General features: G+C 66.7%; 24 protein-coding genes. 10 read left to right on the top strand and 14 right to left on the bottom strand.

Annotated elements, in window-relative coordinates; all coding sequences use genetic code 11:
- Positions 1-7: 7 nt before the first annotated feature.
- The gene (locus tag C8J46_RS05940) at positions 8-259 is read left to right on the top strand and encodes an ATP synthase F1 subunit epsilon (RefSeq protein WP_132736204.1); all 252 of its coding nucleotides are present in this window, start codon (positions 8-10) and stop codon (positions 257-259) included.
- A gap of 726 nt (positions 260-985) precedes the next feature.
- On the opposite strand, the gene C8J46_RS05935 is transcribed toward C8J46_RS05940, so the two are convergent.
- Entirely contained in the window at positions 986-3,157 is a 2,172-nt protein-coding gene (locus tag C8J46_RS05935; protein ID WP_132736201.1) for a primosomal protein N', read from the bottom strand.
- Positions 3,158-3,245: 88 nt separating this feature from the next.
- On the bottom strand, positions 3,246-4,706 hold the full coding sequence (locus C8J46_RS05930; RefSeq protein WP_132736198.1) for a diguanylate cyclase: 1,461 nt from the start codon (positions 4,704-4,706) through the stop codon (positions 3,246-3,248).
- 154 nt (positions 4,707-4,860) lie between these two features.
- Between C8J46_RS05930 and C8J46_RS05925 the strand changes: the two genes are divergently transcribed.
- On the top strand, positions 4,861-5,730 hold the full coding sequence (locus C8J46_RS05925; protein WP_132736195.1) for a tyrosine recombinase XerC: 870 nt from the start codon (positions 4,861-4,863) through the stop codon (positions 5,728-5,730).
- On the opposite strand, the gene C8J46_RS05920 is transcribed toward C8J46_RS05925, so the two are convergent.
- From C8J46_RS05920 to rsmI, 4 genes are all read right to left on the bottom strand, one after another.
- Entirely contained in the window at positions 5,731-6,330 is a 600-nt protein-coding gene (locus C8J46_RS05920) for a DedA family protein (protein ID WP_132736193.1), read from the bottom strand. It lies immediately after the preceding gene.
- 171 nt (positions 6,331-6,501) lie between these two features.
- Complete coding sequence (gene gshB / locus C8J46_RS05915; protein ID WP_132736190.1) at positions 6,502-7,455, bottom strand: glutathione synthase; 954 nt, start codon at positions 7,453-7,455, stop codon at positions 6,502-6,504.
- A 190-nt stretch (positions 7,456-7,645) separates the two neighbouring features.
- Positions 7,646-7,999 (bottom strand): YraN family protein, encoded by a 354-nt coding sequence (locus C8J46_RS05910; RefSeq protein ID WP_132736187.1) that lies wholly within the window; start codon positions 7,997-7,999, stop codon positions 7,646-7,648.
- 96 nt (positions 8,000-8,095) lie between these two features.
- Positions 8,096-8,941 (bottom strand): 16S rRNA (cytidine(1402)-2'-O)-methyltransferase, encoded by an 846-nt coding sequence (rsmI, locus tag C8J46_RS05905; RefSeq protein ID WP_243643238.1) that lies wholly within the window; start codon positions 8,939-8,941, stop codon positions 8,096-8,098.
- Positions 8,942-8,951: 10 nt separating this feature from the next.
- On the opposite strand from rsmI, the gene C8J46_RS05900 reads away from it, so the two are divergent.
- Positions 8,952-10,160 carry a penicillin-binding protein activator gene (locus tag C8J46_RS05900; protein WP_132736182.1) on the top strand — a complete coding sequence of 403 codons (1,209 nt, stop codon included), beginning with the start codon at positions 8,952-8,954 and terminating at the stop codon, positions 10,158-10,160.
- Between the two features lie 202 nt (positions 10,161-10,362).
- On the opposite strand, the gene coaD is transcribed toward C8J46_RS05900, so the two are convergent.
- From coaD to C8J46_RS05865, 7 genes are all read right to left on the bottom strand, one after another.
- Entirely contained in the window at positions 10,363-10,869 is a 507-nt protein-coding gene (gene coaD / locus C8J46_RS05895) for a pantetheine-phosphate adenylyltransferase (RefSeq protein WP_132736179.1), read from the bottom strand.
- 21 nt (positions 10,870-10,890) lie between these two features.
- Positions 10,891-11,781: a polyprenyl synthetase family protein gene (locus tag C8J46_RS05890; RefSeq protein WP_132736883.1), complete on the bottom strand. Its 891-nt coding sequence runs from the start codon at positions 11,779-11,781 to the stop codon at positions 10,891-10,893.
- A gap of 13 nt (positions 11,782-11,794) precedes the next feature.
- Positions 11,795-12,034, bottom strand: coding sequence for an exodeoxyribonuclease VII small subunit (locus C8J46_RS05885; protein ID WP_056060585.1), 240 nt, complete (start codon positions 12,032-12,034; stop codon positions 11,795-11,797).
- A gap of 64 nt (positions 12,035-12,098) precedes the next feature.
- Positions 12,099-12,299 (bottom strand): hypothetical protein, encoded by a 201-nt coding sequence (locus C8J46_RS05880; RefSeq protein ID WP_132736176.1) that lies wholly within the window; start codon positions 12,297-12,299, stop codon positions 12,099-12,101.
- A 92-nt stretch (positions 12,300-12,391) separates the two neighbouring features.
- Complete coding sequence (locus tag C8J46_RS05875; RefSeq protein WP_243643237.1) at positions 12,392-14,062, bottom strand: diguanylate cyclase; 1,671 nt, start codon at positions 14,060-14,062, stop codon at positions 12,392-12,394.
- 605 nt (positions 14,063-14,667) lie between these two features.
- Positions 14,668-16,986 (bottom strand): ATP-dependent Clp protease ATP-binding subunit ClpA, encoded by a 2,319-nt coding sequence (clpA, locus tag C8J46_RS05870; protein ID WP_132736173.1) that lies wholly within the window; start codon positions 16,984-16,986, stop codon positions 14,668-14,670.
- 143 nt (positions 16,987-17,129) lie between these two features.
- On the bottom strand, positions 17,130-17,324 hold the full coding sequence (locus tag C8J46_RS05865) for a DUF1192 domain-containing protein (RefSeq protein ID WP_132736170.1): 195 nt from the start codon (positions 17,322-17,324) through the stop codon (positions 17,130-17,132).
- A 124-nt stretch (positions 17,325-17,448) separates the two neighbouring features.
- On the opposite strand from C8J46_RS05865, the gene C8J46_RS05860 reads away from it, so the two are divergent.
- Positions 17,449-18,429 carry an NAD(P)H-quinone oxidoreductase gene (locus tag C8J46_RS05860; RefSeq protein WP_132736878.1) on the top strand — a complete coding sequence of 327 codons (981 nt, stop codon included), beginning with the start codon at positions 17,449-17,451 and terminating at the stop codon, positions 18,427-18,429.
- A 553-nt stretch (positions 18,430-18,982) separates the two neighbouring features.
- Here C8J46_RS05860 and C8J46_RS05855 read toward each other — a convergent pair.
- Complete coding sequence (locus C8J46_RS05855; protein ID WP_132736168.1) at positions 18,983-19,234, bottom strand: hypothetical protein; 252 nt, start codon at positions 19,232-19,234, stop codon at positions 18,983-18,985.
- 179 nt (positions 19,235-19,413) lie between these two features.
- Here C8J46_RS05855 and C8J46_RS05850 point away from each other — a divergent pair, with 179 nt between their 5' ends.
- The 6 genes from C8J46_RS05850 (at position 19,414) to C8J46_RS05825 (ending at position 25,248) form a co-directional block, all read left to right on the top strand.
- A complete protein-coding gene (locus C8J46_RS05850) occupies positions 19,414-20,298 on the top strand; it encodes a UDP-2,3-diacylglucosamine diphosphatase (RefSeq protein WP_132736166.1) in 885 nt (294 codons plus the stop codon).
- Positions 20,299-20,459: 161 nt separating this feature from the next.
- Entirely contained in the window at positions 20,460-21,482 is a 1,023-nt protein-coding gene (locus tag C8J46_RS05845; RefSeq protein WP_132736163.1) for a glycosyltransferase family 1 protein, read from the top strand.
- A 110-nt stretch (positions 21,483-21,592) separates the two neighbouring features.
- The gene (locus tag C8J46_RS05840; RefSeq protein ID WP_056484483.1) at positions 21,593-22,270 is read left to right on the top strand and encodes a DUF1013 domain-containing protein; all 678 of its coding nucleotides are present in this window, start codon (positions 21,593-21,595) and stop codon (positions 22,268-22,270) included.
- Positions 22,271-22,474: 204 nt separating this feature from the next.
- Positions 22,475-23,539: an MBL fold metallo-hydrolase gene (locus C8J46_RS05835; protein WP_132736160.1), complete on the top strand. Its 1,065-nt coding sequence runs from the start codon at positions 22,475-22,477 to the stop codon at positions 23,537-23,539.
- Positions 23,540-23,573: 34 nt separating this feature from the next.
- The gene (locus tag C8J46_RS05830; protein WP_132736157.1) at positions 23,574-24,443 is read left to right on the top strand and encodes a dienelactone hydrolase family protein; all 870 of its coding nucleotides are present in this window, start codon (positions 23,574-23,576) and stop codon (positions 24,441-24,443) included.
- A gap of 190 nt (positions 24,444-24,633) precedes the next feature.
- Positions 24,634-25,248 carry a glutathione S-transferase family protein gene (locus tag C8J46_RS05825; protein WP_132736154.1) on the top strand — a complete coding sequence of 205 codons (615 nt, stop codon included), beginning with the start codon at positions 24,634-24,636 and terminating at the stop codon, positions 25,246-25,248.
- Positions 25,249-25,756 lie beyond the last annotated feature (508 nt).

Genomic DNA, 25,756 nt, shown 5'->3' with positions numbered 1-25,756 from the left:
GATAAACATGCTGCATTTCGAACTCGTCACGCCAGAACAGCTCGTCCGCTCGGAGGAGGTCTACATGGTCGTCGTCCCCGGCACCGAAGGCGACTTCGGCGTCCTCGAAGGCCATGCGCCCTTCATGTCGACGGTCCGCGACGGCGGCGTGCAGGTTTACCGCACGCAGAACGGCACCCCCGAGATCATCGCGATCAAGGGCGGCTTCGCCGAGGTCAACGCCAAGGGCCTGACCGTCCTCGCCGAACACGCCGAGTAAGCTCTCTAACTGACCTAAGCTTGTTTCCCCGCGACGGCGGGGACCCAGACTGGGCACCCGCCTTCGCGGGTGAACAAACTGCCTCGATTTGAGCCGGCGAACGCTCCCTCAAACCGTCATCCCAGCGAAAGCTGGGATCTCCCCGTTCCGGGTCGCAGCGCCCGCCCCGATGATATCCCAGCTTCCGCTGGGAAGACGGTCGTGAAAGGGGACGCGCTCCAAAGAAAATATGCAGGCAGACGTCTACCGGCGTGCGAGCTTGCGTCGGCCAGCCGCGCCCCTCAAACCGTCATCCCAGCGAAAGCTGGGATCTCCCCGTTCCGGGTCGCAGCACCCGCCCCGATGATATCCCAGCGTTCGCCGGGATGACGGTCGTGAGAGGGGACGCGCTCCAAAGAAAATATGCAGGCAGACGTCTACCGGCGTGCGAGCTTGCGTCGGCCAGCCGCGCCCCTCAAACCGTCATCCCAGCGAAAGCTGGGATCTCCCCGTTCCGGGGCGCAGCGCCCGCCCCGATGATATCCCAGCTTCCGCTGGGATGACGGTCGTGAGAGGGGGCACGCTCCGAAGAAAAATGCGGGCAGACGTCTACCGGCGTGCGAGCTTGCGCCGGCCAGCCGCGCCCCGCCAGTCCGTCATCCCAGCGAAAGCTGGGATCTCCCCGTTCCGGGGCGCAGCGCCCGCCCCGATGATATCCCAGCGTTCGGGATGACGGGTGGGGCGCCGCTACAGGAAATTATAAGGGTCGACGTCCACCGTCACCCGCACCTTCGACGGCCAGTCCAGCTTCCCCAGCCACTCCCGGATCACATCCTGCACATCCAGCGCCCGCCGCGCATGGACTAATAGCCGGTACCGGTGCCGCCCTCGCAGCATCGCCAACGGCGCCGGCGCAGGGCCATACACGTGCATGCCCTCGACCTCAGGCGCACTCCGCCCCACCAGCTTGGCCGTATCGTGCGCACAACCCTGGTCCTCCGACGACACCACGATCGCGGCGTAACGCCCGAACGGCGGCGCCCCCGCATCCTTCCGCGCGTCGGTCTCCGCGGCATAGAACGCATCCGCATCACCGGTAATCAGCGCCTGCATCACCTGCGCGCCCGGACTATGCGTCTGGATGAACACGTGCCCGGGCTTCTCGCCACGCCCCGCGCGTCCCGACACCTGCCGGATCTGCTGGAACGTGCGTTCCGCTGCACGCAGGTCGCCGCCGTCTAGCCCGAGATCCGCATCGACCACGCCGACCAAGGTGAGGTTTGGAAAATGATACCCCTTCGTCACCAGCTGCGTGCCCACGACGATGTCGATATCGCCCGCCTCCATCCGCCCGACGAACTCCGCCGCCTTGGCCGGCGACCAGATCGTGTCCGACGTGACCACCGCGGTTTTCGCCTCCGGAAACAGCGCCGTCACCTCGTCCGCGATCCGCTCTACCCCTGGCCCGCACGCGACCAGCGTATCCTCGCCCTTGCACTCCGGACACACGCGCGGCGTCGGCTCCGCATGCCCGCAGTGATGGCACGCCAGCCGCCGCGTCAGCCGATGCTCGACCATCCACGCGGTACAGTTCGGACACTGGAACCGATGCCCACATGTCCGGCACAACGTCAGCGGCGCATACCCTCGCCGGTTCAAGAACAGCAACGACTGCTCGCCCCGCTCCAACGTCGCCTGCATCGCCTTCACGAGCCGCGGCGCGAGCCAGCGGCCACGCTCGGGCGGTTCCTTGATCAGGTCGATAGGCTCGATCGTCGGCATCTCCGCCGCGCCGAACCGTCCCGGCAGCTTCAGCTCCGCATATCGCCCGGTCACGACCTGTTGCCGCGTCTCGATTGCCGGCGTCGCGGAGGCGAGGATGACCGGGCACCCCTCGAACTTGCCTCGCATCACCGCAACGTCGCGCGCGTGATAATGCACGCCCTCCTCCTGCTTGAAGCTGGTCTCGTGCGCCTCGTCGACGACGATCAGTCCAAGATCGCGGTACGGCAGGAACAGCGCCGAGCGCGCACCGACCGTCACCAGCGCCTCGCCACTCGCGATCGCCCGCCACGCGCGGCGGCGTTGGGTCGAGCGCAGCCCCGAGTGCCAAGCGATCGGCTCGCACCCGAACCGGTCGTGGAAGCGCTTGAGGAACGGCTCGGTCAGCGCGATCTCCGGCAGCAAAACCAAGGTCTGCCGCCCATCGCGGATCGCCTGCGCCACCGCTTCGAAATACACCTCGGTCTTGCCCGATCCCGTAACGCCGTCGAGCAGCGTCGGGTGAAACGCGTGCTCCGCCACCCCCGCAACCAAGGCATCCGCCGCCGCGCGCTGGTCGTCGGACAGGACCGGCTCGTGATGCGACGGATCGGGCGCGGGGTAGGGGGCGTCGATACTCACCTCGATCGCCTCGATCGCACCGACCTTCACCAGTCCGCGAATGACGGCGTCACTGACCTCCGCCAGTGTGGCGAGCTCACGGATCAGCCCCTGGCGATCACCGATCCGCTCCAATGCCTGTTCCCGCTGCGGCGTCAGACGAGGCGGCACGATTCCCGTCGAACGATACTCGATAGCCGTCCGCGCCCCCTCCAGCGCAGACGTTGAGGCCAGCGTCATCCGCAACACCGACGCCGCCGGCGCGAGGTAATAGTCCGCCGTCCACTCGACCAGCCGCCGCAGCGGCGCGCCCAAAGGCGGCACGTCGGCGACCGCGAGCAGGTTGCGCAACCGGTTGTCGCCGACCTCCGCATCCGACGGCATCCGCTCCGCCTCCCACACCACGCCGAGCAACTGTCGCGGCCCGAGCGGCGCGACGACGATCGAGCCCGGCCCTACGTCCATGCCGGCAGGCACGCGGTAGTCGAGCGGCCCGAGGGCGGCGTTGAGGATCAGGACACGAGCGCGGGACGACATCGTCTCGGTATATGGGGGCAGATCGACTCCGCGTGAACCGCCTACGCAACCTGTGCGTCAGACCCGGCCTGGACGGTGGCGCCGAGAGCTAGGCCGCCGTCTTTCGATCGGAGCGTCGGCGCTCTCCGACCCGCTCGCGTTTCGCCTGATACAGGATCGTATCGGCGCGGTGGACGAAATCGCGGATCGTGTGACAGTCGTGATCGAGCATCGCGATCCCGACTGTGCCGGCACTGACCATCGCCAGCCCGCCCATCGCGATCGGAAAGCGCAGCGCCTCCTCGAGTCGCCGGCGGACATGGCTCATCGAGGTGGCCAGCACCGGATCGTCGACGATCACCGCAAACTCGTCGCCGCCGAGCCGCGCGGCAAAGCTGCCGTTGAGCCATGACGCTTCGAGCACGCGTCCGACTCCGCGCAACACGTCGTCACCCGCGGTATGGCCGAGCGTATCGTTGATCGCCTTGAACCCATCGAGATCGACCAGCGCCAGCAACAGCGGCGTGCCCTGTTCGTGCGCGCGGAGCATCGCGCTGTCCAGCGCACGATCGAACGCAGCCCGGTTGGCGATTCCCGTCAGCGAATCGGTGTCCGCGGTGCGGCGCAGCGTCACTTCGAGCGCGTGGCGTTCGGTCACGTCCTGGAACACGCCGACCAGCGCGGCGGGCGTGTCACCGCCGCCCTCGCATTCGCCCATCACGCGGACCCGGCGCAGTTCACCCTGCGCGGTGGTGAAATCGACCTCGATATCGAGCGGTGCCCCGGTCTCGACCGCGCGCGCCAGCCCGGCACTAATCTCCGCGCGCGCATGCGGGGGATAGAAGTCCATTGCCGTCGCCATCGTCGGCCGCTCGGACATCGGCAGGCCGTAGATGTGATAGACGCCGTCCGACCATTCGATATCGTCGTTGGCGAAATTGACGCGCCACGATCCGAACGCCGCCATCCGCTCCGCCTGGCGAAAGATCCGGTCCTGCCGAGCCAGCGCGGCGGCCTGCCGATCGGCGATGGTCGCGATCGTTATCGCCTGATGCGCGGCGGCGCGCGCCGCGATCGTCGTCTCGGCCAGCGTCGCCAGATGCTGCAACGCGCGCCGTCCGGCGTCGCTGAGGCTGCGCGGGGCGGTGTCGATGATGCACAGCGCGCCGATTGCGTGACGCTCGCCGGTATCGTCGATCGCGTGGATCGGCGCGCCCGCATAAAAGCGCAGGCCGTTGTCGGGAACGACCATCGGGTTCGATTCGAATCGCGGGTCTAGCGTCATGTCGTCGATGACCAGCGGACCGCTGCCCCGGATCGTGTGCGCGCACATGCCGACGTCGCGCGCGATCTCGCCCCGCGCGCCGGTGTTCGATGCCTTGATCCAGAGCCGATCGGAGTCGACCAGCGTCAACATCGCGGTCGGGCAATTGAGCATCTCTGCGGCCAGCGCCACCAGCGCATCGAAATCGCGCTCGGGTTCGCTATCCAGCAGCGCGAGCGCGTGCAGCGCGGCTAACCGCCGTGTCTCGTCCGCGAACATGTCGGCCGGGGGCAGTGCTGAGGACATGATGTTTCTAATAAAGCGAGGGCGTTAATTTTCTTTGCCGGTTCCAGCGGATACTGTCCACCGCATGACCATCGCCATCCCCCCGTCTACAGTCTTGCTACCGCGCGATGGGTCGACATCCGATGATGTTGATTCTTACAATAAGCCCCCATCGATGCTCTGGAGCGACCATTTGGCCCGCGATCGGCGTCGATCGGTCCATACGGTGCGCGCCTACCAGGCGACCGCCGAGCGCTTGACCGCGTTCCTGCAGGCGCATTGGGGCGAGCGCATCGACCGCGCCGACCTCGCTCGGGTCACCGCGTCCGATCTCCGCGCCTATCTCGCCGATCGCCGCGAACACGGACTCGGCAACGCGTCCGCCGCGCGCGAATTGTCGGCGGTGCGCGGGTTCCTGGCCTGGGCCAACGACCGCGCCGAGCAACCGCGGATGCGCGGGCCGCGCGTCAAGACCGGCGTGCCGCGGCCGATCTCACCGGCCGAAGCCGTCGCGCTGGCCGAGGAGGTGGCGGACGATGCGACCGAGCCGTGGATCGGCGCACGGGACTGGGCGGTGCTGCTGCTGCTGTACGGGGCAGGGCTGCGAATCGGCGAGGCGCTGACATTGCGCGGCGATATCCTCCCGCTCGGCGAGACGATCCGGGTGACGGGTAAGCGCGCCAAGACCCGCATCGTACCGCTGTTGCCGCAGGTCCGCGCGGCCATCGAAGCCTATATCGCGCAGACGCCGTGGCCAGTCTCGCGCGACGAACCGCTGTTCCGCGGCGCGAAAGGGGGTCCGCTGTCCCCGGTCATGATCCGTCGTGCCGTGCAAGCCGCGCGGACCCGTCTGGGGCTGGGCGACCGGACGACGCCGCACGCGTTGCGCCACAGTTTCGCGACTCACCTATTGGGGCGCGGGGCGGACCTGCGCGCGCTCCAGGAGTTGCTGGGGCATGCGAGCCTCAGTTCGACGCAGGTCTATACGCAGGTCGATGCCGCACACCTGATGGACGTCTACCGCAACGCGCACCCCAGGGCCTGATTACCCCTTCGGCTTCCACGTCACGACGCGCCAGCCATAGCCGAGGATGATCACGACGAACGTCGCCACCGCGACCGGCCCGACATAGCGGTCGAGCTCCTCGAAATGCGAGCCGAGCAGGATGCCGGCATAGGCGAGCACGGTGTTCCAGATCGCACTGCCAGCCGCGGTCCAGATCACGAACTGCCAGATCGGCATCCGCGTCATGCCCGCGGGCAGCGAGATGACGGTGCGGAAGGTTGGCATGAACCGGAAAACGAAGATAACCCACCCGCCGCGCTTCATGAAGAAGCGGTGGATCTTCTCGACGTCGGACCATTCCATCGTCAGCCAGCGCCCGTTGCGCTCGATGAACGGGCGAAAGCGTTCGTAGCCGATGTTGCGGCCGATATAATACCAGAAGTAATTGCCGACGACCGACCCCGCAGTGCCCCAGGCGATCAGCGGAACGACGGTCATGTCGCCGCGCGCGACCGCCATGCCGCCGAGCCCCATGATGACTTCGGACGGCACGGGCGGCACGATATTCTCGAGCGCCATCAGCAGGAAGATACCGAAATATCCGCCCCAGGCGATCAGATCGAGGATGAATGCGGTCATGGGTATGAGATACTGCCGGGACGCTGGATGGGTTCCGCGAGGCGTTCCACCATTGCACCACCCCGGCGAAGGCCGGGGCCCAATTGGGGGACGGTTACGACGGAGGGCGGCGCTCCGTTACTGCGACCTTTCCAATTGGGCCCCGGCCTTCGCCGGGGTGGTGTTCGGCGACTATCGCGCCGCGACCTTCGCCTCGATCGCATCCCAGATCATGCCCGCAACATCGGTCCCATCGAAGTTCGAGATCGCGACGATTCCGGTCGGCGAGGTCACGTTGATCTCGGTCAGCCAAGTTCCCCCTATCACATCGATTCCGACGAACAACAGCCCGCGCTTCTTCAGTTCCGGCCCGAGCACCGCGCAGATCTCGCGCTCCTTGTCGGTCAGCTCCGACTTCTCCGCCGACCCGCCGACCGCGAGGTTCGAGCGGATCTCGCCTTCGCCCGGCAGCCGGTTGATCGCGCCCGCGACTTTGCCGTCGATCAGCACGATCCGCTTGTCACCCTTGGCTACGTCGGGGAGGAAGGCCTGGACCATGTGCGGTTCGCGCCAGGTCATGTTGAAGACCTCCATCAGCGCCGACAGGTTCGCGCCGTCCGACTCGACCTTGAAGATCGCCTTGCCGCCATTGCCGTGGAGCGGCTTGATGACGATCGCGCCGTGCTCGGCGAGGAATTTCCGCGCCTCGTCGAGTGAGCGCGTGACGAGCGTCGGCGGCATGAACTGGGGGTAATCGAGCACGAACACCTTCTCGGGCGCATTCCGCACCTGCGCCGGGTCGTTCACGACGAGCGTCTCGTCGGCGATCCGCTCGAGCAGGTGCGTCGCGGTGATGTAGCCGAGATCGAACGGCGGATCCTGTCGCATGAGCACGACATCGGCCTCGTCGCCGAGGTCAAGGTTCACGGGTTCGCCAACCGCGAAGTGATCGCCGACGACACGCTGCACGGTGACCGGATGCGCCTTCGCCCAGACCCGGCCGTCGCGGTAATTCAAATCCTCGGCCGAATAATGGAAGAGCGTATGGCCACGATCCTGCGCCGACAGCATCAGCGCGAACGTCGAATCGCCGGCGATGTTGATGCTGTCGAGCGGGTCCATCTGGACGGCGACGGTGAGAGTCATATTCGGCTAGTCCTTTTTCATTCCGTCACCGCACCCCGCCCGATCCGTCACCCCAGCGAAAGCTGGGGTCTCGTCGTAATGGAAAGACCCCAGCGTCCGCTGGGGTGACGGGTTGGGATGGTTCGAATCGGGACTTAGGAAGGCGGGCGGGATTTGTCACCTACGCTCGCCTGATCCCCGCCCGATCTCATCACCCAATCCACGCGTTCTCGATGTGCCGCGGCCGCGTACCCGGTGCGAGCAGGATCACGTCGACGCGGATGTCGTCGCCCGGCCCGGCATAGCGCGGCATCAGATACTCCGCCGCCGCCGCCACCCGAGCTAGCCGGCGTTCGTCGATCGCGAAGTCGAGTTCGGCAGCGGTCGCGCGGGTCTTGACCTCGACGAACGCGATCAGGTTGCCTTTGCGCGCGACGAGATCGACCTCGCCAGCCGGAGTCCGCACGCGGCGATCGAGGATGCTCCAGCCTTTCAGCCGCAGCCACCACCCCGCCAACCGCTCGCCGCGACGCCCGACGGCTTCCGCAACCTGTCGGTCCTGCATGTTCCCCTTCCGCTTGCGGGAGAGGTTAGGGAAGGGGGGGAGCGGCACGTCCGTGGCATGCCCTCCCCCGACCCCTCCCGCAAGCGGGAGGGGAGATCAGCCCTCTGCCTTCAATTCCAGCGCCCGCGCATAGAGCGCCTTCCGGTCGAGCCCGAGCTTCTTCGCCACCTCACTCGCCGCCTGCCCGGTCGACAACCGCGTCAGCGCCTCGACCAGCGCTGCGTCCCCGTCCTCCGCGCTCGCAGGCGGAGCTTCACCCGGCGGTGCAACGACGATCACGATCTCGCCCCTTGGCGGCGCATCCGCATAACGCGTGGCGAGCGTCGACAGCGTCCCCGTCACCGCCTCCTCGAACTTCTTGCTGATCTCGCGCGTCACCGCCGCCTCGCGGTCGCCGAGCCCTTCGAGCAGCGCCGCCAGACACGCCCCCAACCGCGGCCCCGACTCGTACATCACCAGAGTCGCGCGAATGGTGGCCACCTCCGCGATAGCCTCCGCCCGCGCGTGCAGCTTCGACGGCAGGAACCCCACGAACAGGAACCGGTCGGTCGGCAGCCCCGCCAGCGTCAGCGCCGCCACCGCCGCGCACGGCCCCGGAATCGTCACCACCAGATGCCCCGCGGCCCGCGCGTCGCGCACCAGCTTGAAGCCTGGATCCGAAATCAACGGCGTCCCGGCGTCGGACACCAAAGCCACCGCCTGCGTCGCCATCCGCGCGATCAGTGCGGGCCGGACCCCTTCCGCGCTGTGATCGTGATACGGCACCATCGGCGTCTTCGTGCCGATGTGGCGGAGCAACCCGGCGGTGACGCGGCTGTCTTCGACCGCGATCACGTCGGCGCGGCGGAGGATGTCGGCGGCGCGCGGCGACAGATCGCCAAGATTGCCGATCGGGGTCGCGACGATGTAGAGGCCGGGATCGAGAAGAGATTCAGGGTTCATGGGGATGGTCATGGCAGACGCGACGACGATAGGGCAACCGGGACGGCACCGCGCATTCGGCCGGTGGGTGGCACTCGGTGCAGCGTGCTTGCTTGGCGCATGTCAGACGATCGTCCCGCGCGGACCGGTCGAGCCGTCGCAGCAGCGCCCGACCACGCGCCCCGTCGATCGTCCCGACATCGGCGTCGAGACCGGTATCCCGCGCGATGCCGAGCGTAACCGCGTCGCGCTGCTCGTACCGCTGTCGGGCAGCAACGCCGGCGTCGGCACCTCGATCGCCAACGCGACGATGCTCGCGTTGCTCGATACGCAGAACCAGCGCGTCCGGATCACCAACTACGACACCGCGACCGGTGCCGCCGCCGCCGCGCAGCGCGCGATCGCGGAAGGCGCGCAGCTGATCCTCGGCCCGTTGCTCGCCGACGACGTCCGCGCGGTCGCGCCGATCGCGCGCGCCGCGAACATCCCGGTGCTCAGCTTCTCCAACGATCTCGGCGTGGCGGGCAACGGCGCCTACCTGATGGGCTATGTCCCGACCCAGTCGATTGCGCGCGTCGTCGATTTCGCCAAGGAGCGCGGCGTCAGCAACTTCGCCGGCCTCGTCCCCAACGGCCTGTATGGTGAGCGCGCGTCGACCGCGTTCCTCCGCGCCGTCGAAGGCGCCGGTGGCCAGGTCGTCTCGCTCCAGACCTACGCGCGCGGTCCCGGTGGCATTTCGGGCGCGGTCACGCGGTTGGCCGCAAAGGCCCCCTATGACGCGGTCCTGATCGCCGATGGTGGCGCCACCGCAGCCTCGGCGGCCGCGATGGTCAAGCGCGGCGGCGGAGCGTCGACGCGCATCCTCGGCACCGAACTCTGGAATTCCGACACCAGCATCGCCGCCAAGCCTGCGCTGTCCGGCGCCTGGTACGCCAGCGTCTCCGACACGCTGTACCGCCAATACGCCGCCAAATACCGCGCACGCTTCGGCGCCGGGCCATACCGCCTGTCGAGCCTCGGCTATGATTCGGTCCTGCTGACGGTCCGCATCGCGCGCGACTGGAAGCCCGGCACGCCGTTCCCGGTCAATCGCCTGCGCGACGGCGATGGCTTTGCCGGCATCGACGGCGCGTTCCGCTTCGGCCGCGACAACGTCGCCGAGCGCGCGCTGGAAGTGAAGGAAATCCGCGGCGGCACGACGACGGTGGTGTCGCCCGCTCCGACCGGCTTCGGGAAATAAGCTGCGGGTTTTGAGGCAGCAGCAATCCCAGGATCGGCGCCGTCAGCCCGGACTGGGGCGGCAGTTCTCCCGACCGGCCAGGCAAAGCGTGTTTCCCCGCGAAGGCGGGGACCCAGTCTGGGCTCCCGCCTTCGCGGGAGAACATGGTGGCGATCGTAGCCAATTCGGTGGCGCGGATCTGACCGTCGGTCCGCCGTCCTGATCAGCTCCCCTTGCGGCCGATCTTCTCGACCCGCGCGACGACCTCTTCGCGCACGGCCTCGGGCACGAACTTGGCGATGTTGCCGCCGTACAACGCGATTTCCTTGACCAGCCGGCTCGCGATCGGCTGCAACGCGACGTCGGCCATCAGGAACACCGTCTCGACGCGCGGATTGATCTGCTGGTTCATCCCCGCCATCTGATACTCGTATTCGAAATCGGCGACCGCGCGCAGGCCACGGACGATCACCTTCGCCCCCTGCCGCTCGGCAAAGTCCATCAGCAGCGAATCGAATTCGACCACCTCGATGTCGCCGCCGATCCCCGCGACCTCGCGCCGCACCGTCGCCATCCGCTCCTCGATCGTGAACATCGGCGACTTCGACGGATTGGTCGTCACCCCGATCACCAGCCGGTCGACCAGCTTCGCGCCGCGTCGGATGATGTCCATATGGCCCAACGTGACCGGATCGAACGTGCCTGGATAGACACCAATGCGTGCGGTCATATTGAACTCCCGGTTGTACGCTTAGCGGTCGCGTTCGAGCACGAAGCGCGCGATGTCGCGCAACAGATCGGCTTCCTTGCCATAGCTATGCAGGTGCGCGATCGCCTGATCGACCAGCATCCGCGCCTGTTCGCGCGCGCGCTCGGGCCCGAGCAGCGACAGGAACGTCTCCTTGCCCGCGACCTCGTCCTTGCGCAGCGATTTGCCGACGACGGCCTCGTCGCCCTCGGCATCGAGCAGATCGTCGGCGATCTGGAACGCGAGGCCAAGGTCATGCGCATAGCCGCGCAGGCCGACCCGGCCTTCCGGCGGCAACCGCCCGAGGATCGCCCCGGCCTCGACCGACGCCGAGATCAGCGCCCCCGTCTTCATCTGCTGCAACCGCGTGACGGTGTTCAGGTCGAAGCGCGTGCTTTCCGCCTCGATATCCATCTTCTGCCCGCCCGCCATGCCGTTCGGCCCGGCGGCGCGCGCCAGGTCCGTCACCAGCTCGATGCGCACGAACGGATCGGGATGCGTCGCCGGATCGGCGAGGATCTCGAACGCCAGCGCATGCAGGCAGTCACCCGCCAGGATCGCGGTCGCCTCGTCGAACACCTTGTGGACGGTCGGCTTGCCGCGGCGCATGTCGTCATTGTCCATCGACGGCAGGTCGTCATGGATCAGCGAATAGACGTGGATCGCCTCCAGCGCGGTCGCTGCCCGCGCCGAACATTCGTGCGCGACGTCGAACAGATTGGCGGTCGCGAACACGAGCAGCGGGCGCAACCGCTTGCCGCCACCGATCGCGGCGTGCCGCATCGCCCGGTACAGGTCGCCGCGCGGATCGTCGGGGATCGCCAGCAACTGGTCGAACTGCCGGTCGATCTCGGCCGCGACGTCGGCGAGGGCGGCATCCAGCGTGACGGGCATCTGGCTCACCGCGTCAGCCCGCCGCGAACGGGCGGACGCCCGCGGGCTTGCCATCGCCATCGAGCCGGATCGCCTCGATCCGCGCCTGCGCCGCATCGAGCCGGTCGGCGCAACGCTGGCGCAGCTTGTTGCCGCGCTCGTACAGCTCGATCGCCTGCTGGAGCGGCGTATCGCCACTCTCCAGCTTCCCGACGATAAGCTCGAGTTCCTTCAGTGCATCCTCGAACGCGAGGTCTTCGATCGGCGTGTCCATGTCCGTCGCTATGGCGCAGGCACGCGATGGGGGTCAAGGACGTGGCGGCCGGGTTCGGACGGGTTCAGCGCAGCCGGCCGACGGTCCAGGTATAAAGTACCGAGACGCCGACCAGCCCGAAATCGACCGCCGCCTGCATCCGGTGCGGCGCGGGATCGCGTGCGTCATGCGTGACCAGCTGCACATCGACGGTCGGGTGCCGCACGGCGATCGCGGTGAGCGCGATCAGCCCCGCTATCGCCAGCGTCGCCTTACGATTTCGCATCCTGTGTCCCCCCGGCCATGGTTACGATCATGTCGCACTTCGTCATCGCCGACAAGTCGCCCGCGATCGGGCGCCGGCAAGCCGAGCGGCAATCAGGCGGCGATGCACAATGACGGCGCCTCGCGCGCGCGGTCGCGGCCCGCTGCCTTCGCCGCGAACAGCGCGCGGTCGGCGCAATTGTACAGCAGCTTCCAGTCGGTCTCGTCGAGCAACGGTCCGGTGCACGCGCCAATGCTAGCGGTCACGGCGATATCGAACGGCATGCGCTGGCCGCGCAACCGGTCGAGCACGGAATCGGGCGCGACGGCATTCGCCGCGTCGACCAGGATCGCGAATTCCTCGCCGCCGATCCGCGCGACCAGCGCGTCGGCCGGCACCGCGTTGCGCAGCGCGCGCGCAACCACGCGCAGCACCTCGTCGCCGCCGTCGTGACCGATCATCTCGTTGACGCGTTTGAAATGATCGACATCGGCGATCAGCAGCATCTGGTCGCCCGTTCGGCCGATCGCACGCGTCAGGAACGCGCGCCGGTTGAGCAGCCCGGTCAACGGCTCGGTATCCGCCAGCAGCCGCGCGGCGATCTCCTGTTCGCGCGCGGTATCGCGTTCGACGCTGAGCAGCCGGATCCGGTAGGCGATCGCGAGGCTCGACAGCATTGATTCGAGCGCCATCGACAGGATCGTCGAATTGTCGAGCCACAGGCTCCAGTCGAGCAGTGCGAAGGCGTTGGCGACGCGCAGCCCGGCCACTGCGATCGGCACGCTCCACGCCAGCGCGAACAGCCACAGGAAACTGCTCCGCACGCGCCACGCACGGAACAGGACGGCGGGGATCAGCACCAGCAGCGCGAGATACGCACAGGCCAGGATCGTATCGAGCATATGGAAATGCCACGGTGCGCACGTCGCCCACAGGGCGCCGGCAGCCAGCAGCCCGGCGATCACCCAGTTGCTCGCGGGCCGCAGCCAGCCGGCGAACACCGCGCGCTCGAAGAAGGTGCGCGCGAACAGCAGCGCCGACGCCGCCGACCCGGCCAGGAACAGCGCGTTCAGCCGCTGGCGATCATTGTTGTCGAGGCCCTGGAACAGCTGGCCCAGCGCGCCCGACGAGGTCAGCGCATAGGCGAGCAGGCACAGCACGAGCAGGCAATAGGCGGGCTGGAACGCCTGCCGCAGCGCGCCCCACAAAGCGAGATTGTAGACGATCAGCGCGATCGCCATCCCGCCGAACGCGCCGTACAGTGCGGCGAGCAGGATCTCGGTGGTGTCGCGCTGCGCGTGATCGGCGATCGCCGGGCCGAGGATCAGCCCGCGCAGGTTCGCCGCCCCCTCGACATGCCACAGCAGCCGGACCGGCGCGGCATCGTGATGCGGGATCGGCTGGACGATCACCGCGCCAAGCCCGAGCAACCGCCCCGCGGTGCGCGAGGTGAAGCCGGTCTGGCGGATCGCGCCATCGGCGTACTGGACGTACAGCGTGACCCGGTTCACCCAGGTGCTGCCGATCCGCACGGTATGATCGTCGCCGTTGATCGCGGGCAGGCGCTGCGACAGGATCCAGAAGTCGCCGCCGCCGAACCGCGTCTGCGAGGTGGTGCAGTCGAAACCGGCCGGCTTGGCGAACAGCGCGGCAGGCGTCTGGCCGGTAAGGGCAGGGCGGACGCAGACCGAAAGCGGCGTGCCGGTGATCGCGATCGCGGGCGCGGCAAGGGCGAGACCGAAGCCCAGCGCGAGCGCGCCGATCATCCATCGCAACCATGCCAAGCGTTCCATCCCACGACGCTAGCGCCGCTTCCCCAATTATCGGTAAACGCACGCAGATTCCTCGCGGCGCATCGATCCTCCCCCGCCAGGGGGAGGTGGCTGGCACTTGCCAGACGGAGGGGGAGGGAAAGACGACGTCCGTCGCGAAGTCCTCCCCGTCCTTGCCCTCCCCGCCACCGCGTAACCGTGGACGTGGATCCCATCCGCCCATAAGCCCCACCCCGGCGAAGGCCGGGGCCCAGTTGGAAAGGACGCAGTAACGACGCGCAACCGTCGTCAGCACCGTTTCCGACCTGGGCCCCGGCCTCCGCCGGGGAGGCGTTGATGTCTGCCGGGGAAGGGCGGGTGTTTGCTGGGAGAAGCTTGGGGTTCGGGTAAATGGATCGAAGCATTCAGGCGCAGCACCTGCCCCTTGTTCTCCCGCGAAGGCGGGAGCCCAGTCTGGGTCCCCGCCTTCGCGGGGAAACCAACTTCTTTCGTTGTGAGCGTTCCGAACCAAAATTCCGACGTTCAACCCGATCGACCCACAAAGGGACCGAACAAAAAAAAGCCCGCCGCCGGATCGCTCCGACGGCAGGCCCTTCACACCACATCAAAACCCGAGCTCACTCGGTCTCGACGGTCTCCACCTTGCCCTTCTTCTTCGGCTTCTTCGGCGCCGCAGGCTCGATCGCGAACGACAGCGCGCCGTCCTTCATCTTCACCGTCACCTCGCCGCCGTGTACCAGCTTGCCGAACAGCAGTTCCTCGGCAAGCGGCTGCTTGATCTTCTCCTGGATCAGGCGACCCATCGGCCGTGCGCCGTACAGCTTGTCATAGCCCTTGGTCGTGAGCCACGCCTTCGACTCGTCGTCGAGCATGATGTGCACGCCGCGGTCCGCCAGCTGGAGCTCGAGCTGGAGGATGAACTTGTCCACCACCCGCGCAACCACTTCGGTCGGGAGGTAGCCGAACGGCACCACCGCATCGAGACGGTTGCGGAATTCCGGCGTGAACATCTTCGTCACGGCCACCTCGTCCTCGCCCTCACGCGACAGATTGCCGAAGCCGACCGTCTCGCGCGCCATGTCGCTGGCACCCGCGTTGGTCGTCATGATGAGGATGACGTTGCGGAAATCGACCGACTTGCCGTGCTGGTCGGTCAGCCGCCCGTTATCCATCACCTGCAACAGGATATTGAACAGGTCCGGATGCGCCTTCTCTATCTCGTCGAGCAAAAGCACGCAGTGCGGGTTCTGATCGATCGCATCGGTCAGCAAACCACCCTGGTCGAACCCGACATAGCCCGGAGGCGCACCGATCAGACGACTGACCGAATGCCGCTCCATATATTCGGACATGTCGAACCGCTGGAGCGGAATGCCGAGGATCGTCGACAGCTGCTTGGCGACTTCGGTCTTGCCGACACCCGTAGGTCCGGTGAACAGATAGTTGCCGATCGGCTTCTCCGGCTCACGCAAGCCAGCGCGAGCCAGCTTGATCGCCGACGACAGCTTCTCGATCGCCGCGTTCTGCCCGAACACCACGCGCTTCAGATCCGTCTCGAGCGTAGCCAACGCAAGCTTGTCGTCGGTCGAAACCGACTTCGGCGGGATGCGTGCCATCGTCGCGATGACCTGCTCGATCTCCTTGGGGGTGATCGTCTTCTTGCGCTTGTTCGGCGGCACCAGCATCTGCATCGCGCCGACCTCGTCGATCACGTCGATCGCCTTGTCCGGCAGCTTCCGATCGTTGATGTACCGCGCCGACAGCTCGACCGCCGACTTGATCGCATCGGGCGTGTACTTGACGTTGTGGTGATCCTCGAACGCGGAGCGCAGGCCGGCGAGAATCTTGATGGTATCCTCGATCGTCGGCTCGTTCACGTCGATCTTCTGGAAGCGCCGCAGCAACGCGCGGTCCTTCTCGAAGTGATTGCGGAACTCCTTGTACGTCGTCGAACCGATGCAACGGATCGTGCCGCCACTAAGCGCCGGCTTGAGCAGGTTCGACGCGTCCATCGCCCCACCACTGGTCGCACCCGCACCGATCACGGTGTGGATCTCGTCGATGAACAGCACCGCGTCGGGCAGCTTCTCGAGCTCGTTGACGACCGCCTTCAGCCGCTCCTCGAAGTCGCCACGATACCGCGTCCCCGCCAGCAACGCGCCCATGTCGAGCGAATAGATGACGGCCGGCAGCAGTACGTCGGGCACATCGCCCTCGACGATCTTGCGCGCCAGGCCTTCCGCGATCGCGGTCTTGCCGACGCCGGGATCACCGACATAAAGCGGGTTGTTCTTCGACCGGCGGCACAGGATCTGGATCGTGCGATCCACCTCCGGCCCCCGCCCGATCAGGGGATCGACCTTGCCGTTCTTGGCCTTCTCGTTGAGGTCGACCGTGAATTGCTTGAGCGCGCTTTCCGTCTTGCCCTTCTCCTGTCCCTTGGCCGGCTTCTCGTCGTCCGCACCCTTTGGCGTGGATGCTTCGGTCGCCTGCTGTCCGCCCTTGCCGACACCGTGGCTGATGAAGCTGACCGCATCGAGGCGGCTCATGTCCTGCTGCTGCAGGAAATAGACGGCATAGCTCTCGCGCTCGCTGAACAAGGCGACGAGCACGTTGGCGCCGGTCACTTCGTCGCGGCCCGACGACTGGACGTGCAGGATCGCGCGCTGGACGACACGCTGGAAGCCGCTGGTCGGCGAAGGGTCGGTCGCCGCATCGACCTTCAGCGCATCGAGCTCGCTATCGAGGTAATGCGCAACGGTGTTCTTCAGTTCGCCGATCTCGACGTTGCACGCGGTCATAACCTTCGACGCATGTTCGTCGTCGATCAGCGCGAGCAGCAGATGCTCCAGCGTCGCATATTCGTGGCGCCGGGACGATGCCGCCTCGAGCGCCTTGTGCAGCGTGGTCTCGAGGGCGGGTGCAAATGATGGCATTTACAATACTCCTGTCGGGCCGCGAGTCCGCGGGCCCTTTGCCACTATGTCGGAATTGATATTGGTCGCATCAAGCACTTGAACCCGGCCCCGTCCGTTCCTGCACTGTCCGAAAACATCCAGCGGAGAGGCGGGGAGGGCGATCACCGCCTGAAAAGGTCGTCGGCACTGGCCCGGTGGCTGACCGCGCGGTCCTTCTTGACCTGGCATCTGGCGATCTCGCCCTGCAGCACGGTGATCCGCGCATCGAGTTCGGCGACCGACAACGGATCGAGGTCCTGCCGCACCAGTGCGTCAAGCAGATCGTCGGGACGGGAGGGGGCGTCTTCCAGGTCCATCGTGGATGCAACGTTGACCCGCACCAGAGTGATGTCAATAAGGCCGGCACATCAAAAGGGACGTGACGAGCAGATGACCGCGACACCCGACACCATTTCGAGTAACTTAGGTTTACCTGACGTCATGAAGGCGATCGATCCCGAACAGCCGGGCGGTCCCGAGGTGCTGGTGCTCGTCGACCGTCCCGTGCCGCAGCCGGGGCCGGGCGAAGTCCTGGTCAAGGTCGCCGCGGCGGGGGTCAATCGCCCCGAAGTCATGCAGCGCCAGGGCAAATACCCGCCCCCGCCTGGTGCGCCGTCGATCCTCGGCATGGAAATCTCCGGCACGATCGTCGCGGTCGGCGAAGACGTCGGCGACGAACAGATCGGCCAGTCGGTCTGCGCGCTGATCTCCGGCGGTGCCTATGCGGAATATGCGGTCGCGCCGTTCGGCCAGTGCCTGCCCGTCCCCGAAGCGCTCACGATGATCGAGGCCGCGGCGATGCCGGAGACGCTCTTCACCGTCTGGACCAATTTGTTCGAGCGCGCCTATGCCACCGAAGGCGACACCGTCCTCGTCCACGGCGGCACCAGCGGTATCGGCACGATGGCGATCGCGCTGTGCAACGTGTTCGGCATCGACATCATCGTCACCGCCGGTTCCAAGGCCAAGTGCGAAGCCGCGCTCAGCCTCGGCGCGACCCACGCGATCGACTACAAGACGGAAGATTTCGTCGACCGCGTGAAGCAGATCACCGGCGGCAAGGGCGTTGCCGCGGTGCTCGACATGGTCGGTGGCGACTACGTCCCCCGCAACCTGAAATGCCTCGCCGAAGACGGCCGCCACGTCTCGATCGCGGTCATGGGCGGCGCGACGGCCACCGTCCCCCTATTCGAGATCATGCGCCGCCGCCTCACACTGACCGGCTCGACGCTCCGCCCGCGGGATACGGCGTTCAAGTCGCTGGTCGCGGACGAACTCGCGCGCACGGTGTGGCCGCACGTCGAGGCGGGCAAACTGAAACCAGTCATCGACCGCACCTTCGCCTTCGCCGACGCGCCGGCCGCGCATACCCGGATGGAAGCGGGCGACCATGTCGGGAAGATCGTCCTGACGATGGGGTAAGGGGGGCCACTAGCCCCCCGCCACCGGTTGGAACACGATAGCCAGTCGCATCAGTCAGTCGCAGCGGCGAGGGGTGTAGCCACCAGCCGCGTCGGTGATCGAGCAGGACACCCGCCCCAATCCCGTCGTATCGGTGATGGAGCAGTACACCCGCCCCAATCCCGTCGCGGTGGTGATGAGGAGGACACCCGCCCCAAACCCGTCCCCCCAGCGAAAGCTGGGGTATCCCAGTTTGACGGCTAACGGTCACCCCAAGCACACCACCACCCCGGCGAAGGCCGGGGCCCAATTGGGAGCGCCGAGTAACGACCCACAGTCCTCCGTTACCGCGACCTTTCCAATTGGGCCCCGGCCTTCGCCGGGGTGGGATGGGGGGGAGGAAAGCGCCGACCCAGCCAATTTTGTTCTCCCGCGAAGGCGGGAGCCCAGTCTGGATCCTCGCCTTCGCGGGGAAGCATGCTGCTTTAGGGCAACGCTAGACATCGATCCTCCCCCGGCGGGGGGAGGATCAAAAGAACCGACGCCAGCCACGATGCTCAGCGTCGATCAATTCTCAGTTGCTATCCGAACTGTCATCCCCACCGCTCGTCGCGAGCAAAACGCCGACCACCAGCGCCGCCAGGATACCGATGCTGACGTACGTCGCAGTCGGCCCCTCGGCGAGTTTGCCCTTGCCCGACGTCGCCGTCCCCGTACGCGCGACCGACAGCGACCTCGCCGGATTGGCCGCCGACGCCATCGTCGGCGCAACCATCATCGCCGCGCCCGCAGCCGTCACCGCGACATTCTTGAAACGAAACTTCATGATATTTTCTCCCTGTAAGACCTTGCCATAGGTTCAGCTTCGCCCCGATTCGTCAACGCGTTTGCGCGCAGTTGCAGCAACGTTTTCACGCTGACTTCTAACAGTCACCAGAGTGCGACTGCCCTGTCACAATACTCGGCTAGATCATCGCCAAGGGATAGACTTGCGGGGGTAAGGCCATGAACGCCGTGACGACGTTTTCGCCATCTAGCATCATCGGCGCCGACATCACCGATATCGCCGATTTCATCCACTCACGCCCTGCCGTCCCCGAGCCGATCGTCGAGCGTCGCCAATACCGCACGATCTGGATCTCCGACGTCCACCTCGGCACGCGCGGCTGCAATGCCGGGATGCTCAACGACTTCCTCGATCATGTCGACAGCGAGACGATGTACCTTGTCGGCGACATGATCGACGGCTGGCGGCTCAAGAAGAAATTCTACTGGCCCGCCGCGCACAACGACGTGCTCTGGCGCCTGCTCAAGCGCGCCAAGCGCGGTACGCGGGTGGTCTACATCCCCGGCAACCATGACGAGGTGTTCCGCCAATATTCGGGGCTCGACCTGGGCGGCATCTCGATCCGTCGCAACGCGATCCACGAGACCGCCGATGGTCGCCGCCTGCTCGTGCTCCACGGCGACGAGTTCGACGCGATCACGCTCGCGCACCGCTGGGTCGCGCATATCGGCGACGCCGCCTACACGATGCTGATGGGGCTCAACCGCTGGGTCAACGGCGCGCGCCGCCGGATGGGCATGCCCTATTGGTCGCTGTCGAAGCACGCCAAAGCCAAGGTCAAGAACGCGGTCGCCTTCATCTCGCACTTCGAGGAAGTCGTCGCGCACGCGGCCGGCGTCCGCGGCGTCGAGGGCGTCGTCTGCGGCCACATCCACACCGCCGAAATGCGCGAGATCGCCGGCATCGCCTATTACAACGACGGCGACTGGGTCGAAGGCTGCACCGCGCTGGTCGAGCATTTCGACGGCCACATGGAACTCCTCCACTGGGGCGACGAAATCGCCGCCCGCGAGAAAGACAAGGTCATATCCATGGCCGCCTAACTGACCCTCTCCCCGACGGGGAGAGGGCAAGCCGCGTCAGCGGCGCGGGTGAGGGCAAGTCCACAACGCAAGTGAAAGCGTGCCCTCACCCTCCCACCCGGCTGCGCCGGCCGGGCCCCTCCCTCTCCCCGACGGGGAGAGGGGTAAGAAAGGATAAGCCGATGCGTATCGCGATCGTCACGGACGCCTGGAGCCCACAAATCAACGGCGTCGTCCGCACCCTCCAGGCGGTCCGCAAGGAACTCGAATCGATCGGCCACCAGGTCCTGATCGTCTCCCCCGAACAGTTCGCCTCGATGCCATGCCCGACCTATCCCGAGATCCGCCTGGCCTTTGCGCGGTCCGGCGCAGTCGGTCGCCTGCTGGCAAGCTTCGGCGCCGACGCGATCCACCTCGCCACCGAAGGCCCGGTCTGCCTCGCCGCCCGCACCTGGTGCATGGCTCGCGCGCTCCCGTTCACCACCGCCTACCACACTCAGTTTCCCGACTATATCGCCGCGCGCACCGGCGCGAACCCCGACTGGATCTGGCGCTATATCCGCTGGTTCCACCGCCCCGCGCAATCGATCCTCGTCTCGACGCCTTCGGTCGCCAGGACGCTGTCGGACCAGGGCCTGCACCAGGTCCGCGAATGGGGCAGGGGCGTAGACTTCGCGCAGTTCGGCCTCGACGGCGCCCGCGACCCCGAGCTGACAGCGCTGCCCGGGCCGATCCAGCTTTATGTCGGCAGGGTCGCGGTCGAGAAGAACATCGAGGCATTCCTGTCCTCCGCGCATCCCGGTACGAAGGTCGTGGTCGGCGACGGCCCCGCCCGCGCCACGCTCGCACGCCGCTTCCCGGACGCGGTCTTTCTCGGCCAACGCTCGGGCCTCGACCTAGCCGCCGCCTACCGCACCGCCGACGTGCTCGTCTTCCCGAGCCGCACCGACACGTTTGGTCTGGTCATGATCGAGGCGCTGGCTTGCGGAACCCCCGTCGCGGCGTACCCGGTCACCGGGCCGATCGACGTGCTCGACGACCGCGTCGGCGCGATGCACGAAGACCTGGATACCGCGATCGCCACCGCGCTCACCCGCGAGCGCGTCACCTGCGCCGCCTATGCCGCACGCTACAGCTGGCCGGCCAGCGCCCGCCAGTTCCTCCACGCGCTCGTCCCCCTCGAAGGAAAGCTCATGGCGGCCTGAGCTTGCCAGAATCTTGCGTGCTTGCCTGTTGCCCCCACGCGCACTAAGTCTCTCTCATGTCAGGCCGCTCCGAAAGGGGCGGCCCTTTCTATTTTTACGGAGTTTCCGCCGTGGCCCAGCCGCTCATGCCCCACGCGACCGCCGCCTGGATGGTCGACAATACCGCGCTCAGCTTCGAGCAGATCGCGGACTTCTGCGGCCTGCACATCCTCGAGATCCAGGCGATCGCCGACGACACGACCTCGACCAAGCTCACCGGTCGCGATCCCGTGCGCGCCCATGAAGTGACGCAGGAAGAGATCGACAAGGGTGCCGCCGATCCCGATTACCAGCTCAAGATGATCAAGGGCCCCGAGCAGGTCCGCCGCACCAAGGGCCCGCGCTATACGCCGGTCTCGAAGCGCCAGGACAAGCCCGACGGCATCTCGTGGATCATCCGCAACCACCCGGAGATCACCGACGGCGCGATCTCGCTGCTGATCGGCACCACGCGCACGACGATCGCCGCGATCCGCGACCGCAGCCACTGGAACATCGCCAACATCACGCCGAAGGACCCGGTCACGCTCGGCCTGACCTCGCAGCGCGAACTCGACGCCGCGGTGGCGAAGGCGGCGAAGGCAGCCGGCATGGAAGCGCCGACCGACACGCGCCTCGAAGGCGACCGCGAAGTGCTCCTCCAGCAGCTCCGCGCAGAGCGCACCCAGGCGGCCGCGGACGCCCAGTTCGTGGCAGACGGCGGCGTCCTCCCCGTCAAGCCGCTCTTCGACGACCCCTTCAAGCGCTGACCTCACTTTCCCTCCCGCAAGCGGGAGGGGGCAGGGGTGGGGCGCACGCTCCCCCCGATCGTCATCCTGACGAAAGTCAGGACCCAGAGCCAAAAACGTCACCCTACATTATCCTGGATCCTGAATTTCGTCAGGATGACGGGGTGTAGTTCGTCACGCCCGCCAGCACTATCTCCCGCCACATCCAGTTGCTAACCGCAACGGATGGCAACCGCACCCGACACCGATTTCGCGCCGACCAGCTACAAGGGCCTGACCTACCCGTTTGGTGGCGCAGAGCCTGAAGTAGGCGGCACGATGCAGGTCGCCCCCGGCATAGACTGGGTATGCCTCCACATCCCCGGCCCCTTGCGCCATGTAAACTGCTGGCTCCTCGCCGACACCGACGGCGAAGCGCTGATCGACACCGGCATGAACACCGCCGAGGCCCGCGACGCCTGGAAGGCCATCTTCAAAGGCCCCAAAGCCAACACCCGCATCACGAAAATGATCGGCACACACTTCCACCCAGACCATATCGGCCTCGCCGGCTGGATGTGCGACCACCATGCCGCCCCCCTCATCATGACCCGCGCCGAGTGGCTGACCGCGCGCATGCTAGCCGCCGACGCCCGCGACTCCGTCCCCCAAGAAATGCTCGCCTTCTGGCGCGGCGCAGGCTGGGACGCCGCACAGATCGACCACGCCACCGCCAAGGGCTGGGCCGGCTTCCGAAAGATCATCACGCCGCTCCCGCTCAGCTACACGCGCATCGAAGACGGCGACACTCTCACGATCGGCGAGCGCGACTGGCGCGTGGTAACCGGCTCCGGCCACTCCCCCGAGCACGCGTGCCTGTACGACGAAGCCGGCGACATCCTCATCGCCGGCGACCAAGTCCTCCCGCGCATCAGCCCCAACGTCTCGCTCAGCGTCACCGAACCGGGCGCCGATCCGCTGGGCGAATGGTTCGCCTCGATCGCCAAGCTGAAGACGCTGCCGAAGGACCTGCTCGTCCTGCCCGGCCACGGTGACCCGTTCACCGGCCTCCACACCCGCCTCGACGCCATGGACCGCGAACACCGCGAACGGCTCGACGAACTCGCCGTCTTCCTCGCCGAGCCCCGCCGCGCGGTCGACTGTTTCGGCCGGCTGTTCCGGCGCGCGATCGGTCCCGACGTCCTTGGCATGGCGACCGGCGAGGCACTCGCGCATCTCCGCCGCCTCGAAGTCGAAGGCCGAGCGACCCGCGACACGGAAGATGGCGTATGGTGGTGGCGCGCGGCCTGAGTTAGCATGCGGCCAAATTCAAGAGGATAGCCCCATGTGCGACGAGCATACCGCAGACGATAACGAAGCGTATCTGGCCGGCGTCTCGCGCCGCCAGTTCGGCGTCATGACCGGCGCGATGGGCCTGACGATGCTGCTGCCCGCCCCCGCGAACGCCGCCGTCATCAAGGGCCGCGACGTCACGATCACCACGCCCGACGGCAAGGCCGACGCCTATTTCGTCGCGCCCGCCACCGGCAAGCATCCCGGCGTGCTGGTCTGGCCCGACATCATGGGCCTGCGCCCCGCCTTCCGCCAGATGGCCGATCGGCTCGCGCAATCGGGGTATGCGGTGCTCGTCGTCAACCAGTTCTACCGCTCGACTAAGGCACCGTTCCTGAAGCCGGGCGAATCCTACGACCAGCCCGACGTCCGCGCCCGTATCGCGCCGTTCCGCGATGCGCTCAGTTCGGAAAGCACGGTTCGCGACGCGAAGGCCTTCACCGCCTTTATCGACGCGCAATCGCAGGTCGATCGCAAACGCGGCATGGCCACCACCGGCTATTGCATGGGCGGTCCGATGGTGATGCGCACCGCCGCAGCCGTCGCGAACCGCATCCGAGCAGGCGCAACGTTCCACGGCGGCGGCTTCGTCACCGACAAGCCCGACAGCCCGCATCTCCTGATCCCGCAGATGAAGGGCCGATACCTGATCGCGATCGCCGCCAACGACGAGGCCCGCTCGCCCACCGAAAAGGACACGATCCGCGAGGCGTTTGCCGCCGCAAAGCTCCCCGCCGAGATCGAGGTCTACGCCGGCACGATGCACGGCTGGTGCCCGCCCGACTCGAAGGTCTACAACGCAGCCCAGGCGGACAAGGCCTGGGCCCGCATGCTCGCGCTGTTCGACAAGGCGCTGGTGTAACATCTCCGCCGTCATCCTGACGAAAGTCAGGATCCAGAGCCAAGACGGGTGAGCGTCGCGGCTCTGGATCCTGGGTCGAGCCCAGGATGACAGGCGTAGGGTGCGGCGTTGCTACGTCCGCAGCGTAACCCTTGACCGCACCCACTCCCCATGAGACCATCGTTCACGATCCGTTCTCAAGGAGAGTCGCATGACGTTGACCCTGTACACCAACCCGATGTCGCGAGGCCGGATCGCGCGGTGGATGCTCGAAGAGGTCGACGCCGAGTATGAGACCGTCGTCCTCGACTACGACACGGCGATGAAGGCCGAGCCGTATCTGTCGATCAACCCGATGGCCAAGGTCCCGGCGATCGTCCACAACCACAAGACCGTCACCGAATGCGCCGCGATCTGCGCGTACCTCGCCGACGCGTTCCCCGACGCCGACCTCGCCCCCCGCGACGAGGAGCGCGCCGATTACTATCGCTGGCTCTTCTACGCCGCCGGCCCGGTCGAAGCCGCCACCGGCAACCGCGCGCTCGGCGTCGTGCCCGATGCCGCGCAGCAACGGATGATCGGCTATGGCAGCTTCGACCGCGTGATCGACGTGCTTGAACAGGCCGTGGCAGCGCACTCGTACATCGCCGGCGACCGCTTCACCGCCGCCGACGTCTATGTCGGATCGCAGGTCATCTGGGGCATGCAGTTCGGCTGGCTGCCGAAGCGCGAAGCGTTCGCGGACTATGCCGCGCGCCTGATCGAACGCCCGGCATACCTGCGCGCCGCAGCACTGGACGACGCCCTGATCGCGGTCGCCGCGTAGGAGCGAGGGCGTGACCAGCCAACCCAACCCGTCATCCTGACGAAAGTCAGGACCCAGGATACCAGGAGTTAACGCCCGTGGCTCTGGGTCCTGACTTTCGTCAGGATGACGGTGGGGGTTGGGCCCGCACAGCGTGTCGAGATCGGCTTCCTGGCAGGACCGTTTACGGTCGCAGCCCAATGGTGCGCACCGGATCGACATTACACGGGCAGGGGGCGTCGGACTCGCACTGGCTAGAAAGAGGGTCGGATCACGAACACGACTGGCACAATGGCCCCACAAACCTTGCCCTCACCCTTCCCACGGCCAAGTGGCCGCGATCCCCTTCCCTCTCCCATCGGGAGAGGGAGAGACGCGAATGCGGCGATAGGTGAGGGCACGCGCCGGCCGTCATCCTGACGAAAGTCAGGACCCAGGATACCAGGGGTTAACCTCCATGGCTCTGGGTCCTGACTTTCGTCAGGATGACGGCGAGGGTTGGAGCGAACGGAGCGGCATGAATCGGTTT

The organism is Sphingomonas sp. PP-F2F-A104-K0414 (assembly GCF_004340945.1).
GTDB lineage: Bacteria > Pseudomonadota > Alphaproteobacteria > Sphingomonadales > Sphingomonadaceae > Sphingomonas.
This window is presented reverse-complemented; position numbering and strand designations above follow the sequence as displayed.

Coding starts and splice junctions, on each gene's coding strand:
- C8J46_RS05940 (WP_132736204.1), top strand. CDS start 8: ATGCTGCATTTCGAACTCGTCACGCCAGAACAGCTCGTCCGCTCGGAG.
- C8J46_RS05935 (WP_132736201.1), bottom strand. CDS start 3,157: ATGTCGTCCCGCGCTCGTGTCCTGATCCTCAACGCCGCCCTCGGGCCG.
- C8J46_RS05930 (WP_132736198.1), bottom strand. CDS start 4,706: ATGTCCTCAGCACTGCCCCCGGCCGACATGTTCGCGGACGAGACACGG.
- C8J46_RS05925 (WP_132736195.1), top strand. CDS start 4,861: ATGCTCTGGAGCGACCATTTGGCCCGCGATCGGCGTCGATCGGTCCAT.
- C8J46_RS05920 (WP_132736193.1), bottom strand. CDS start 6,330: ATGACCGCATTCATCCTCGATCTGATCGCCTGGGGCGGATATTTCGGT.
- gshB (WP_132736190.1), bottom strand. CDS start 7,455: ATGACTCTCACCGTCGCCGTCCAGATGGACCCGCTCGACAGCATCAAC.
- C8J46_RS05910 (WP_132736187.1), bottom strand. CDS start 7,999: ATGCAGGACCGACAGGTTGCGGAAGCCGTCGGGCGTCGCGGCGAGCGG.
- rsmI (WP_243643238.1), bottom strand. CDS start 8,941: ATGAACCCTGAATCTCTTCTCGATCCCGGCCTCTACATCGTCGCGACC.
- C8J46_RS05900 (WP_132736182.1), top strand. CDS start 8,952: ATGGCAGACGCGACGACGATAGGGCAACCGGGACGGCACCGCGCATTC.
- coaD (WP_132736179.1), bottom strand. CDS start 10,869: ATGACCGCACGCATTGGTGTCTATCCAGGCACGTTCGATCCGGTCACG.
- C8J46_RS05890 (WP_132736883.1), bottom strand. CDS start 11,781: ATGCCCGTCACGCTGGATGCCGCCCTCGCCGACGTCGCGGCCGAGATC.
- C8J46_RS05885 (WP_056060585.1), bottom strand. CDS start 12,034: ATGGACACGCCGATCGAAGACCTCGCGTTCGAGGATGCACTGAAGGAA.
- C8J46_RS05880 (WP_132736176.1), bottom strand. CDS start 12,299: ATGCGAAATCGTAAGGCGACGCTGGCGATAGCGGGGCTGATCGCGCTC.
- clpA (WP_132736173.1), bottom strand. CDS start 16,986: ATGCCATCATTTGCACCCGCCCTCGAGACCACGCTGCACAAGGCGCTC.
- C8J46_RS05865 (WP_132736170.1), bottom strand. CDS start 17,324: ATGGACCTGGAAGACGCCCCCTCCCGTCCCGACGATCTGCTTGACGCA.
- C8J46_RS05860 (WP_132736878.1), top strand. CDS start 17,449: ATGAAGGCGATCGATCCCGAACAGCCGGGCGGTCCCGAGGTGCTGGTG.
- C8J46_RS05855 (WP_132736168.1), bottom strand. CDS start 19,234: ATGAAGTTTCGTTTCAAGAATGTCGCGGTGACGGCTGCGGGCGCGGCG.
- C8J46_RS05850 (WP_132736166.1), top strand. CDS start 19,414: ATGAACGCCGTGACGACGTTTTCGCCATCTAGCATCATCGGCGCCGAC.
- C8J46_RS05845 (WP_132736163.1), top strand. CDS start 20,460: ATGCGTATCGCGATCGTCACGGACGCCTGGAGCCCACAAATCAACGGC.
- C8J46_RS05835 (WP_132736160.1), top strand. CDS start 22,475: ATGGCAACCGCACCCGACACCGATTTCGCGCCGACCAGCTACAAGGGC.
- C8J46_RS05830 (WP_132736157.1), top strand. CDS start 23,574: ATGTGCGACGAGCATACCGCAGACGATAACGAAGCGTATCTGGCCGGC.
- C8J46_RS05825 (WP_132736154.1), top strand. CDS start 24,634: ATGACGTTGACCCTGTACACCAACCCGATGTCGCGAGGCCGGATCGCG.